Here is a 12,541-nt window from a genome sequence, read left to right as displayed (position 1 = left end):
AAATTATTCGCGCATGTTCAACAAATCATGTGGTAGTCCTTTTTATTTTTTGAAAAGATAGGAGAGTGAATAAACTAGAATGAAGAAACGGATAGTATCTATCTTGTTGTTTGTATTACTAATTACTGGTTGTAGTAACGAATCAAGTACAGGACAATCGCAAACAAGAGACAGCATGGAGGAAACAATAGAAAGTACTTCTTTACAGGAAATAACTGATTCAGACGATTTAACATTCGAGGAATATAAAAAAGCCTTTCCTGGTCCGGGAAAACTCGATGAAGCCTATCAGAAATTAAAAATAAAAAGCGATATCTCCCACGACCAGTTACATGATCTCTTGATTATGTACTCCTGGAAACTGGAGGGTGGAGGTATCTTGATCTTTAATGAATCAGGTGAAGTACAGCGAATCAATCTGTCTGGGCAGATAGAGTATGCTGGAATATATTCAGTTAATCAAGATAACTTCTATTTAGAACCAGATCCAGCAAGTGTGAACTATGCGAATGTGATCAAAGATCATAAGTACAGAATCGAAGCAGATAAATTGTTTTTATTCAGTGAGGAAGTGAAAGAACATCAAGTTATTATGTATCCTATGAAAAAAATAATCCCATAAATAACTGTTTTTTATCTCTGTTTTTTATGGATATAAACCTCAATCGCTTATACTTATTGGTTAGGGTCAAAATACAAAGGAACTATAAGTAAAAAATGGTATAAGGACCAAATATAATTTTTATTCTAAGTTTACGTTTGATATGCTATAAAAAATGATATCTATCGTAAAAAAACGCTAGAACCATCAATAAAAGAAATATAACTAGATTGTTTTCATCAGTAAAGTTGAAATCAAGAGTAACATATAAAAGAATAAAGTGAGATAAAGTGAAGAAATCATTTTATTTTGCCAAGATAAAATGAGGTTTTGCTGTTTTTGATTCTTAAAGTAGTATATCAAATATGATTTATTTTTAGCTATAACCAGATATCCTTGGCTAATGCTCTCTTTAGAGTAGAAACATGTAGTTAAACTCAACAACAAGAAGAAGATTCCTGAAATTAAAAAAAAGTAAGAAAGATTCAAGATGTTCTTTGAAACTAGCACATTTGAAAGGATAAATGAAATTGAAGTCAAAAAAATGTATTGATTACTTTTTTTTAACATACGAATATATATTTCTGTTTCATCAGAAGCTGCAGAGAAAATTTTTTTTGAATATATGTATTGTTTAAATAATTCTATTCGATTACTGATTAATATCAAAGATACAAGTGAGATTAACATAAGACCTAGAATACCGAAGTTAAGTATGTCTAAGTAATGATACATGGTATTGCCCCCTTTAGTATTTATGTAGTTTAAAAATGCTATCAGATATAATTAACAGATAGAAACATTATCATCTATAAGTATACGCAATTAATGGATAGATAAAACGCAATCAGTTAAAATAATTTTTTATAATGAGAGTTATTTTAACTGGCTATCATAAAAGAAAAAGCTACCCTCTAATTTTAAAGGATAGCTTTATTCATTGATTATTTGTCTGTTTGCTCACCAATTTGGTGGGCTTTTAGTTTTTCAGTTTCCCGGACGATATAGACTGGGCGTTTTTTCGTTTCTAGGAAGATTTTCCCAATATATTTCCCAATGATACCAAGAGAAAGAAGTTGGATTCCGCCGATGAATAGGACGATTGAGACGAGTGAAGGCCAGCCGGATGTTGGATCACCAAATAATAACGCACGTAAAATAATAAATAAGATGGCGATTCCTGAACCGATACATGATAATGCGCCAACAAATGAGGCGATGTTCAATGGCGTGTCAGAAAAATTGACGATCCCATCGATTGAATAGTTGAATAATTTCCAAAATGACCAAGACGTCTCACCGGCAACGCGTTCGCGATTTTCAAATGAGAGATACTCTGTTTTGAACCCTACCCAACTGAATAGTCCTTTTGAAAAGCGATTGTATTCCGCTAATTCTAAGACCGCATCCACCATTTGGCGAGTCATCATGCGATAATCTCTTGCACCGTCAACCATTTCAGTATCACTGATTTTATTGATCAATTGGTAAAATTTCTTCGCAAAGAAACTACGGATAGCTGGTTCACCTTCACGAGTAGAACGGCGTGTACCGATACAATCAATATCGGAGTTGATGACTTTATCGATCATCACTGGTAATAATTCAGGTGGATCTTGTAAATCGACGTCCATGACAGTGACTAAGTCTCCTGTAGAAGCTTGCAGACCGGCATATAGTGCGGCTTCTTTACCGAAATTTCGTGAAAAAGCGACAAAACGAACGGATTCATGTACATTCGCTAATTTTTTGATGGCAGCCAATGTACCATCACTTGACCCATCATCGATAAAAAGATACTCGAACTCGTAATCGCCACGAAATTTTTCGACTTCATCAAAAAAAAGTGGGACAGTTTTTTCTTCATTAAAACAAGGGATAACAATTGATATTTTCATGTTTTCGTTCCTTTCAAGCATGTTTTCTCCTATAACTAGTATAAATAAAAGTATGTTTAAATAACAACGATATAAGATAATTATCTTTATTATAAGTGCCGTATACAGTGTACCATCTCTATGTCATTAAATAAACTTTTAGGTTGATTTTTTTCGAAGAATCATAGATGATAAATAAAATAAGTGATGAGGAAGGCGGACAAAAATGAAAATTGAAACACCGATCGGTCCTTTATGGCTTGATGCCGATCAAAAAGGATTAACAGCTGTCTCTTTTGAACGAATTTCTGAAAATGAAGAAGCAAATGCTGAGATTTTATCCTTGGCAAAACAACAGCTGGAAGAATATTTTTCAGGTGAAAGACACGTTTTCGATGTACCTTTATCTTTCCAAAGAGGAACAGCCTTTCAACAAAAGGTTTGGCGAGTGCTCACAAGAATCCCTTATGGACAAAGTCGCACATATAAACAAGTGGCACAGGCAATCGGACAACCAAAGGCAGCTCGTGCGATTGGTCAAGCCAATCGTTTGAATCCTCTGCCAATCGTTATTCCTTGTCACCGAGTGATTGGGCAAAATGGACAATTGACTGGGTATATGGGGAAAGCTGAAAATGGGTTAGTGATCAAACGGCAACTATTAGTGCTTGAAAATATTTTAGCTCATTAGGCTGTACTACTAGCTGACAGTACAGATAAATAAGCACCAACACCTCGAAATAGAAGATCTTTCCGAGATGTTGGTGCTTATTTTACTTATAGTTTGATCAACCAAATAAAGAATAAAGCCATGATCGTTTGTAGAAGTCCCACAGTCAATCCATACGTCAAGAATCGCTTTCCTTCTTTCATGAACTTTGCAAAATCCAAACGTAAGCCAATCGCGGCTAATGCAGTGACCTCAAACCAACCACTAATAAAACTTGCGCTTTGATCGATCACATGGGGAATGGTGAAGAAGCTGTTGATTAAACACACGATCAAGAAGCCTAAAACGTACCAAGGAAGTGGCATTTTTCGTTTGTGGTTTTTTGGCGTATACGTAGACGAGACGGCCGGCTGTTTTTTTGTCATAAATTTTTCAAAGAGGAATACCACGACCACAAGCATCATGATCCGCATGATTTTAAACAGCATTGCAAATTGCACGACTGAAGCATCTAATAGACTTGCTCCAGCAACAACTTGTCCAACGGATTGTAAAGTACCACCTATAAGCGCACTTTTTTCGATCAGTTGATCACCAAATAGTTGGAGACCTAAAAAGGGAAGTGTCAACATCATCACTGTTCCTAAAAGATTGACCAAGGTAATGACTTGGCCCTTTTCTTCTTCATCTGCATGGATCACTGGAGCAATCGAAGCAATGGCTGAAGAACCGCAAATAGCGTTCCCGCCTGCCATCATCAAGGAAAATGTATCGCTGAACAATAGTTTTTTTCCGATGAAATAGGCACCAAGAATCGTGACAGTCATTTGGAGTAACACGAAAGTTACACCTTTGATACCAATCTGTGCAATCGTTTGGATCGTCACAGTTGCACCAAGCAAGAAAACGGAACATTCTAATAGTTTACTTTCGGCAAATTTGGTGCCCACCGCAAGTTCAGGTTGTTTAAACAATGTGTTTCCTAAAACGATGCCAAGTAAAATCGCAATGGTTCCTGCACCGAGTTGTGGGACGAAGGGTGCTAGTAGCCGACTAATGACTGCGACGAAAAAGGCGAGTAGTAGTCCGGGTAAGATTTTTCGGCCACCAAATTTTTTCAACGTTTTTATATAAGTGAATAAAGCATTCATTTGATTCTTTCCTTTCGTGTAAGAAAAAGTTTATCTAAAATATAGTATCATTTAATTGTTTCCTCGTGAATACAAAAAAACCTTCTGCCTTTTTACTAAGTGAAAAAGACAGAAGGTGGAGTCTATTCTATCAATCCCTTTGAAAGGTGATGTTTATGTTGACTATGTTCTTTGATCAAGTAGATGGCATAGTGTCCTAAGACGTAAGCGATCATGCCACAGGCAATCAAACACTCGATGACTTTCAATCCATCTAAGATCCCTGTAGCAAAACCTAATTGATGGAAATAAGCAGTGACAGTAGAGATTGCTGTAGCAGAGATCACCAATGGGAAAGTAAAGGCTGCAAAGCTTGGATAAAAATCAAGCAATAACAGACGTGGTAACATGGCTAAAACGATAAAGTAAAGTACTTGCGAAACAAGGAACAACGTCATGACTAAGGCCAAATTTGGGTCTTCAAAGTTTTTTAAGTACCCTGTTAGGCACAAAGAACCAGGTGCTGCAAGAATCGCAATCAATGGTAAGGTTGGCTGTGCCATATTTTTGACAAAGAAAATTCGATGGATGATGATTGGCAGTAATACTACATAACAAGCTAACGAAAGCCAGAAGAAGATCTTTCCAAGGATCGGAGAAAAGTTTCCGGCAGTTACTGTGATGACACCAAAACCAACATACACGATAAACCAGCTTGGAAAAATTGCTTCTATTGACAAGTCTGCTTTAACTACATGATGGTAATTAAAGTACAGAACCAAGATGATTTGGAAAATCACTGCGGCTAACCAGATCAATTTGACGATTGGCGCAATTGATTTGAAAGAAACAAAATACGTACAGATGACCATCAAAGACATCGTAAAGGTCGGCGAGACGGAAGCGACGATTGGGTCATATAGATGTTGCTTCGTGTGTTCAAATAAAAGGATCAGTTTGCCGATGATCAACAGCATCAAAAGCATACCGATCGCGCCTACAAAATTCCCTAAATGCGTCAAATGATAGTCTTTTAAAAGATTCCCTAAAGAAGTCAATCCAAGGATCAACCCACAAATCGGGATCGGAACAATCTTCAAGAAATGCTTCATACATTACTCTCCTTTTTATTGATAATGAAGGACAGGCTCGTTGCAACGATAAGTAGCCAACGATGAAAACTGCTTGTTACGAAGAATAGTAAAGTTTTTCAATGGGAAAAAACAAATCGCATGGATGCTTCTCCTTATCGTTGCAGTAAGCTGTCTGGAAGGTTGTGAGGTGTGTGTAACTGAAGGTCCACAACCTGTTCCTTACACTTTTCATTATAAAGTCTTTTTGATATATTTAAATCAAATAGTTATTATAGTTACTATAAAAAAAGATAATGGAAGTGGTTAGATGTTTAAGTTATTAACAACCTTTCGTGTCGTTTATGAAACAAGAAATTTTTCGCGAACCGCTGAATTACTCTATTTGTCTCAACCTGCGGTGTCCAATCAAATCAAACAATTGGAGCGGGATCTTGGGGTGGAACTTTTCCAACGCAATGGACGACAAGAGATGAAGCCGACAAAACAAGCGGATTTACTTTATGAACGAACATTGGTTTTATTAGAAGAATGGGAAACAACACAACAACAATTAGCGGATGAAAAAAATGAAGAAGAAGTGTGCCGGATCGTCGCTTCCCATACATTTGCTGTGTATTTATTGCCTCAATTGATGAAAGAGTTGATCGTGCGTTTTCCAAAAATCAAGTTTTCGATTGCTTTTGCGAATTCTCATGAAAGTTTGGAGCAAGTGGCAAAACATGAAGCTGATTTTGGTTTTATCGAAAAACCTTTAGAAACAACCGGCGTACAACGCTTTTCTTTACTTGAAGATGCGTTGGTCGTTGCAGGTGATCCTAAGAGTGAGCTATGGCTAGTCAGGGAATCTTCTTCAGGCGTGTTCCATTACACGCAACGTTATTTTGAAGAAAAGAATATCCAAGGGAAGAAAATGCTTGTAAAAAGTAATGAGGTCATTGTGGCGATGTTGAAAGAAGGAATCGGCCGATCCATATTATCCAAACGTGCAGTACCAAAAGGGATACACGTTGAACCTTTAGCTGAATCTCGTCAGTTCTATTTGATCCAACGGACCCATTTGACCTCTGAACGGTTATTAGAAGTAGGAAATGAGATCTTGGATTTCTATAAAAAGGAAAAGAGAAATTAAAAAATATCAGACAGAATCAATAGAACTTCTCCCTTGAATAAGCGTTTTTTTCGTTTTTATCTTAAGAAAGGATAAAGAGAAATGAATAAGATTAATTTTTCTCAAATCTCATTTGCTTTGGCTTTCATTTATAGAAGGAGACAGCTATAATATAGGGCAGTATGGTTTTTAGGAAAAGGGATGAAAAATGGAAAAAAAAATAAAAACTTCGAATGATAACCGCATCGATTACGGAGTCATTCTACCAGTATTTTTATTATGTTTGATTGGGATTTTATCCTTATATGTTGCATTGACACATGATCCAAACGGTCCTTCTGTGACAAGAGGTGTCGGGATGCAGATCATTTGGTACCTTGTGGGAGCAGTAGCGATTGCAATCGTCATGCGGATCAATTCGAAATGGATCTGGAAATTGACGCCTTATCTCTATGGACTAGGATTACTTGTCATGGGGTTGCTCTTACGATTTTACGACCAGAATCTGGCGGCAAGTACCGGTTCAAAAAACTGGTTCCGCTTTGGAAGTGTCACGTTCCAACCAGCCGAGCTGATGAAGATCGCTTATATTTTGATGCTGGCGTTGATCGTAACGAAGCACAATACGCAAGTCAAAGTTCGAACAATCAAATCTGATTTTTGGCTGATTGCAAAGATGTTGATCATTTCGATTCCTGTGATTGCGTTAGTCATGGCGCAAAAAGACTTTGGGACGATGCTCGTCTTTCTGGCGATCTTTGGTGGCGTCTTTTTGATGTCAGGGATTTCTTGGAAAATCATTGGCCCGATCTTTGCTTTAGCATTTATTGTGGGTGCAGGAACGATTTTCCTTGTGACCACAGAATCAGGAAGAGAATTCCTGTATACTGTTGGTTTCAAATCTTACCAATTTGCCCGAATCGATTCTTGGCTCGATCCATTTCATGATACGTCGGGCTTTAGTTTCCAACCCGCCCAAGGGATTTTAGCAATCGGAACAGGTGGGATGTTCGGAAAAGGCTTTAACGTCAGCAACATTTACGTGCCAGTCCGAGAATCAGATATGATATTCACTGTCATCGGAGAGAATTTTGGCTTTATTGGTGGCGCATTTGTCATTTTCTTGTATTTTGTATTGATTTATCGTATGATACGTGTCTGCTTCGATACGAACAATGAGTTTTATGCCTATATCGCAAGTGGGTTGATCATGATGCTCTTATTCCATGTCTTTGAAAACATTGGCGCAAATATCGGCTTACTTCCATTAACTGGGATTCCATTGCCGTTTATCAGTCAAGGGGGTTCATCGATCTTAGGGAATATGATTGGGATCGGATTGATCTTATCTATGCGTTATCAAAATGAAGCACCGGTAAAAAATTCTAGGAGGTAACGCAAGTTGTTTACTTTTTATGAGTACCCAAAGTGTTCTACTTGTCGAAAAGCCAAGGCTTGGCTCGACAATCATCAAGTAACGTATCAAGCGGTCGATATGGTCAAAGATACGCCTACGGCAGAAACGATCGAATCATGGTTGAAGCATTCCGATGTGCCGCTTCGCCGTGTCTTTAATACAAGCGGGATGAAATATCGTGAACTTGGTCTAAAAGATCAAATCGATGAATTATCCCTCACAGAAGCAAGTCAGCTGTTATCTACGGACGGCATGTTGATCAAACGACCATTGATCGTCAAAGACAATCAACTGGTCACAATCGGTTTTAATGAAAAAATATACGAAGGAGCATTCAATTAAAATGGCTGGGAAACACTTAAAGAAGAAAGATAACCTTTGGATTTTATTTAATGGAAAAGAATACTGTGTAGGTTTGACAAAAGAAGCGCAAGAAGATCTAGGTGAGATCACGTTTGCCAACTTACCAAAAATCGGTAAAGCGTATCAAGCAGGCGATGCACTAGTTGAAGTAGAAGCAGAAAAAGCAGTCACTGAATTTGCAAGCCCATTATCTGGAACAGTCTCATCTGTGAATGAAAAAATCAGTGAGAATATCGCTGTTTTGAACGATGAAGATGAAATGACTGCGTGGTTGTTGAGTTTTAAAGATGTCGATGCTGCAGAATTCGACGCACTTTAAGAAACACCATGTTCAAATAAACGTTTGACACTGATTCTTGTAACTGCTATAATCATAAACAATCATATTGAAAGCTTTGATAAGAAGAGTACATGTCACAGATGTTTCAAGAGAGCCCGGTTTGCTGTGAAAGGGTAACGGAAATGAGATGGAAGATGGTCTTAGAGCAGAGTGAGTGAGCGCAAGCAAACTGACTACGGGAGTGCCCGTTATAGCACAGCAGTATGCGACTAGCGTCAAGTACTGAACGAGGTTGTTATTGTGAAATAGCAGCGAATCAAGGTGGTCACACGGAAGTCTAAACTTTCGTCCTTTTGCTAAACGCAAAGGACGAAAGTTTTTTTGTTGTCTAAGAGAAAATAAGTAAAGAAAGATGTGAACGATATGTCATTGATCCAATTGACGAATGTCAAGAAAACATTTGGCGGAAAACATGGGACGATCCACGCTATCAACGACGTTTCACTACAAGTGGAACAAGGCGACATTTACGGCATCGTCGGTTATTCCGGTGCTGGTAAGAGTACGTTAGTTCGTTTGTTGAACGGCTTGGAGTTACCTACAGATGGTCAAGTAATTGTCAACGACCAAGACATTACTAAATTAAAAAATAAAGAATTACGAGTTTTTCGAAAAAAAATCGGCATGATTTTTCAACATTTCAATCTATTATGGTCACGTACCGTACTAGAAAATATCCAACTACCTTTGGAATTAGCCGGTGTACCGAAACAACAACGTAAAGAAAGAGCAGAAGAATTGCTCCGTTTAGTCGGTTTGGAAGGACGAGGACAAGCTTATCCGTCCCAATTATCTGGTGGACAAAAGCAAAGAGTCGGGATTGCTCGTGCGTTAGCCAATGAGCCAGAAATCCTCCTTTGCGATGAAGCGACAAGTGCATTGGACCCACAAACGACGGAAGAGGTCTTAGATCTATTATTGGCAATCAACAAAAAATTGAACTTGACGATCGTTTTAATCACACATGAAATGAACGTTATCCGTAAAATCTGTAACAAAGTGGCAGTGATGGAACGTGGGCAAGTCGTGGAAGAAGGCGATGCGTTGACCGTTTTTCGCAATCCACAACAAGAAGTCACGAAACGCTTCGTCCAACAAGATATCGAACCAGAAGCTGAATCCACTGAATTATTGGCAGAGTTGATCAAAGAAAATCCAGATGGTCGCTTAGTGACATTGACCTTCAATGAAACGAATGCCAATGAACCAGTGATTTCTCAAGCCATTCGTCGTTACAATGTGGATATCAATGTCGTATATGGGAAAATCAAGCAAACCAAAGAAGGCTCGTTTGGTTCGCTGACTACCTTGATGATCGGAGAGGAAAACGAATTGGACCAAGCAGAAAACTTCATCAAAGAGCAAGGCGTCGGAGTGGAGGTGATCCATCATGGATAAAAGCTTCGCAGAAACCTACCTTGATTTCAGCCAAATCAACATGGAGACGATGCAACAAGCCATCATGGACACGTTATACATGACGTTGATCTCCATGGTCTTAGTAACCATCATCGGTTTGATCCTTGGTTTGATCCTTTACTCGATCGGTCGCAAAAACAAACCGTATGCGCGGATCATTTACGGCATCGTTTCGATCATTAGTAATATTTTCCGATCGACACCATTCATGATCTTGATGGTCTTGATCATTCCCTTTACCAAAGCAATCGTGGGAACGATGTTAGGCGCACAAGCAGCGATTCCAGCTCTCGTGTTGTCCGCTGCTCCTTTTTACGCTCGACTTGTAGAAATCGCGTTTCGCGAAGTCAGCCCTGGGGTCTTAGAAGCCGCAGATGCGATGGGCGCTAGCTATTGGGAAATCATTTGGAAAGTCTTGATCCCTGAAAGTGTCCCAGCTTTGATCTCAGGTTTGACTGTAACAACGATCTCGATGATCGGTTTTACTGCCATGGCAGGAGCAATCGGTGCCGGCGGTCTAGGTGGCTTGGCTTGGCAAGAAGGCTATCAACGTGGTAATTTAACAGTGACTTTTGTCGCTACTTTGATTATTTTAGTCATCGTATTTATTGTTCAAGGAATCGGGGATTTCTTAACGAAGAAAACAGATAAAAGATAGTAGGAAATAGGAGGATATAGGATATGAAAAAGAAAATTTTTGGATTTGCAGCAACGCTTTTACTGACAGTTGGATTAGCCGCATGTGGAAACGGCGGAAGTAGTAGTGACTCATCAAACGCATCAGACGATACAACCTTGAAAATCGGCGCATCACCAACGCCACATGCGGAAATCTTAGAACATGTGAAGCCTCTTTTGAAAGACGAAGGCATTGATTTGGAAATCGTCAAATTTGACGATTATGTCTTGCCAAACCAAGCATTATCAGAAGGCGACATTGATGCGAACTATTTCCAACACATTCCTTACTTGAACAAAGAAATCGACGAAAAAGGCTATGATTTTGTCAATGCCGGTGCTGTCCACATCGAACCAATGGGCTTGTATTCACAAAAAATCAAAGACATCTCTGAATTAGAAGATGGCGCAACGATCATTACTTCAAATTCAGAATCTGACTGGGGACGGATCATCACGATCTTGAAAGACGCTGGATTAGTGACAGTCAAAGACGGTGTGGATTTAGAAACAGCCACATTTGATGATATTGATGAAAATCCTAAAAACTTGAAGTTCAATCACACAATCGATCCAGCATTATTGGCTTCTACTTACCAAAATGACGAAGGCGATCTAGTGGCTATCAATGCCAACTTTGCTTACGGCGCTGGATTGAATCCATTAGAAGATGCGGTATTATTAGAAAAAGACAACTCACCATATGTCAACATCATTGCCACACGTAAAGGTGACGAAGACAGCGACAAGATCAAAAAATTGATCGAAGTCTTGCATCAAGAAGATGTTCGTCAATGGATCGAAGAACAATGGGAAGGCTCCGTGAAATCTGTTGATGCGGATGCAAAATAAAATCTGTAAAGTCTGGGAATCGTTCCCAGACTTTTTTTGAGAAAAAACGAACAAAAATTATTTTATTCAGTTTATAAAGATTATCAATTGAAAATGATGTTTTATTTGAAATAAATCAAAATTATGACATTTTTAACTGGTTGAGGCGTTGCGCTTCATTCTCAATTAGTCTAAAATGAGTGAGAACGAATCAGAATATGGAGGGGAACTACATGTCTGTCTTAGAAATAAAAAACCTACATGTGTCGATTGAGGACAAGAAAATCCTTAAAGGCGTGAATTTAACAATGAAAACAGGAGAAATCCATGCCATCATGGGACCAAACGGAACAGGTAAATCGACCTTGTCTGCTGCAATTATGGGAAATCCGAATTACGAAGTAACTGAAGGAGAAATCCTTTTTGATGGGCAAAATGTGTTAGAGCTAGAAGTAGATGAACGTGCGCGTTTAGGTCTGTTTTTAGCCATGCAATACCCAAGTGAGATTCCAGGAATCACGAATGCCGAATTTATGCGTGCAGCTATCAATGCGACACGTCCGGAAGACGACAAGATTTCTGTCATGTCATTCTTGAAAAAGTTAGATGAAAAGATGGGACTCTTGAATATGCCAGAAGAAATGGCTGAACGTTATTTGAACGAAGGCTTTTCTGGTGGAGAGAAAAAACGTAATGAGATCTTACAACTCTTGATGTTAGAACCAACTTTTGCGATTTTAGATGAAATCGATTCTGGTTTAGATATCGATGCACTGAAAGTCGTGGCAAAAGGCGTGAACGAAATGCGCGGCGACAACTTTGGTGCCTTGATCATCACTCACTACCAACGCTTGTTGAACTACATCACACCTGACGTAGTCCACATCATGATGGAAGGTCGTGTCGTGATGACTGGGAGTGCAGATCTAGCAAAACGCCTAGAAGCCGAAGGATATGCAGGCATCAGTAAAGAATTAGGAATCGACTACAAAGAAGAAGAAGCGTAAGGAGGA

Annotated in this window: 13 protein-coding genes and 1 other annotated feature; of the genes, 10 read left to right on the top strand and 3 right to left on the bottom strand. The window is 38.8% G+C overall.

Features of this window, described 5'->3' with window-relative positions; genetic code table 11:
* The first annotated feature begins 79 nt into the window (after positions 1-79).
* Positions 80-622 (top strand): hypothetical protein, encoded by a 543-nt coding sequence (locus CUS89_RS07580; protein WP_104871662.1) that lies wholly within the window; start codon positions 80-82, stop codon positions 620-622.
* A gap of 923 nt (positions 623-1,545) precedes the next feature.
* Here CUS89_RS07580 and CUS89_RS07570 read toward each other — a convergent pair.
* A complete protein-coding gene (locus tag CUS89_RS07570; RefSeq protein ID WP_029594155.1) occupies positions 1,546-2,499 on the bottom strand; it encodes a glycosyltransferase family 2 protein in 954 nt (317 codons plus the stop codon).
* Positions 2,500-2,704: 205 nt separating this feature from the next.
* Between CUS89_RS07570 and CUS89_RS07565 the strand changes: the two genes are divergently transcribed.
* Positions 2,705-3,169, top strand: coding sequence for a methylated-DNA--[protein]-cysteine S-methyltransferase (locus CUS89_RS07565; protein WP_104871661.1), 465 nt, complete (start codon positions 2,705-2,707; stop codon positions 3,167-3,169).
* Positions 3,170-3,255: 86 nt separating this feature from the next.
* Here the strand turns inward: CUS89_RS07565 and CUS89_RS07560 are convergent, their stop codons facing one another.
* Positions 3,256-4,299: a YeiH family protein gene (locus CUS89_RS07560; protein WP_104871660.1), complete on the bottom strand. Its 1,044-nt coding sequence runs from the start codon at positions 4,297-4,299 to the stop codon at positions 3,256-3,258.
* 122 nt (positions 4,300-4,421) lie between these two features.
* Positions 4,422-5,390 carry a TDT family transporter gene (locus CUS89_RS07555; RefSeq protein WP_104871659.1) on the bottom strand — a complete coding sequence of 323 codons (969 nt, stop codon included), beginning with the start codon at positions 5,388-5,390 and terminating at the stop codon, positions 4,422-4,424.
* A gap of 289 nt (positions 5,391-5,679) precedes the next feature.
* Between CUS89_RS07555 and CUS89_RS07545 the strand changes: the two genes are divergently transcribed.
* The 8 genes from CUS89_RS07545 to sufC all read left to right on the top strand — a co-directional run bounded on the left by CUS89_RS07545 (position 5,680) and on the right by sufC (position 12,535).
* Positions 5,680-6,501 (top strand): LysR family transcriptional regulator, encoded by an 822-nt coding sequence (locus CUS89_RS07545; RefSeq protein WP_019723783.1) that lies wholly within the window; start codon positions 5,680-5,682, stop codon positions 6,499-6,501.
* A 187-nt stretch (positions 6,502-6,688) separates the two neighbouring features.
* On the top strand, positions 6,689-7,876 hold the full coding sequence (locus CUS89_RS07540; protein ID WP_010734630.1) for an FtsW/RodA/SpoVE family cell cycle protein: 1,188 nt from the start codon (positions 6,689-6,691) through the stop codon (positions 7,874-7,876).
* A 6-nt stretch (positions 7,877-7,882) separates the two neighbouring features.
* The gene (locus CUS89_RS07535) at positions 7,883-8,239 is read left to right on the top strand and encodes an arsenate reductase family protein (RefSeq protein ID WP_010734631.1); all 357 of its coding nucleotides are present in this window, start codon (positions 7,883-7,885) and stop codon (positions 8,237-8,239) included.
* A 1-nt stretch (position 8,240) separates the two neighbouring features.
* The gene (locus CUS89_RS07530; protein WP_010734632.1) at positions 8,241-8,579 is read left to right on the top strand and encodes a glycine cleavage system protein H; all 339 of its coding nucleotides are present in this window, start codon (positions 8,241-8,243) and stop codon (positions 8,577-8,579) included.
* Positions 8,580-8,646: 67 nt separating this feature from the next.
* Positions 8,647-8,896 (top strand) — a binding site (T-box leader).
* Between the two features lie 67 nt (positions 8,897-8,963).
* Positions 8,964-9,998, top strand: a complete 1,035-nt coding sequence (locus tag CUS89_RS07525; RefSeq protein WP_019723782.1) for a methionine ABC transporter ATP-binding protein — start codon at positions 8,964-8,966, stop codon at positions 9,996-9,998.
* The gene (locus CUS89_RS07520; protein ID WP_104871658.1) at positions 9,991-10,677 is read left to right on the top strand and encodes a methionine ABC transporter permease; all 687 of its coding nucleotides are present in this window, start codon (positions 9,991-9,993) and stop codon (positions 10,675-10,677) included. The genes CUS89_RS07525 and CUS89_RS07520 overlap by 8 nt, the downstream gene beginning before the upstream one ends.
* Positions 10,678-10,700: 23 nt before the next feature.
* The gene (locus tag CUS89_RS07515) at positions 10,701-11,549 is read left to right on the top strand and encodes a MetQ/NlpA family ABC transporter substrate-binding protein (protein WP_065097060.1); all 849 of its coding nucleotides are present in this window, start codon (positions 10,701-10,703) and stop codon (positions 11,547-11,549) included.
* A gap of 212 nt (positions 11,550-11,761) precedes the next feature.
* Entirely contained in the window at positions 11,762-12,535 is a 774-nt protein-coding gene (gene sufC / locus CUS89_RS07510; RefSeq protein WP_019724376.1) for a Fe-S cluster assembly ATPase SufC, read from the top strand.
* Positions 12,536-12,541 lie beyond the last annotated feature (6 nt).

It is taken from the genome of Enterococcus mundtii, from assembly GCF_002947535.1.
GTDB lineage: Bacteria > Bacillota > Bacilli > Lactobacillales > Enterococcaceae > Enterococcus_B > Enterococcus_B mundtii_B.
Note: the sequence above shows the minus strand (reverse complement) of the source record. Positions and strands in the feature narration are given on the sequence as shown.

Coding starts and splice junctions, on each gene's coding strand:
- sufC (WP_019724376.1), top strand. CDS start 11,762: ATGTCTGTCTTAGAAATAAAAAACCTACATGTGTCGATTGAGGACAAG.
- CUS89_RS07580 (WP_104871662.1), top strand. CDS start 80: ATGAAGAAACGGATAGTATCTATCTTGTTGTTTGTATTACTAATTACT.
- CUS89_RS07520 (WP_104871658.1), top strand. CDS start 9,991: ATGGATAAAAGCTTCGCAGAAACCTACCTTGATTTCAGCCAAATCAAC.
- CUS89_RS07515 (WP_065097060.1), top strand. CDS start 10,701: ATGAAAAAGAAAATTTTTGGATTTGCAGCAACGCTTTTACTGACAGTT.
- CUS89_RS07540 (WP_010734630.1), top strand. CDS start 6,689: ATGGAAAAAAAAATAAAAACTTCGAATGATAACCGCATCGATTACGGA.
- CUS89_RS07555 (WP_104871659.1), bottom strand. CDS start 5,390: ATGAAGCATTTCTTGAAGATTGTTCCGATCCCGATTTGTGGGTTGATC.
- CUS89_RS07565 (WP_104871661.1), top strand. CDS start 2,705: ATGAAAATTGAAACACCGATCGGTCCTTTATGGCTTGATGCCGATCAA.
- CUS89_RS07530 (WP_010734632.1), top strand. CDS start 8,241: ATGGCTGGGAAACACTTAAAGAAGAAAGATAACCTTTGGATTTTATTT.
- CUS89_RS07525 (WP_019723782.1), top strand. CDS start 8,964: ATGTCATTGATCCAATTGACGAATGTCAAGAAAACATTTGGCGGAAAA.
- CUS89_RS07560 (WP_104871660.1), bottom strand. CDS start 4,299: ATGAATGCTTTATTCACTTATATAAAAACGTTGAAAAAATTTGGTGGC.
- CUS89_RS07570 (WP_029594155.1), bottom strand. CDS start 2,499: ATGAAAATATCAATTGTTATCCCTTGTTTTAATGAAGAAAAAACTGTC.
- CUS89_RS07545 (WP_019723783.1), top strand. CDS start 5,680: ATGTTTAAGTTATTAACAACCTTTCGTGTCGTTTATGAAACAAGAAAT.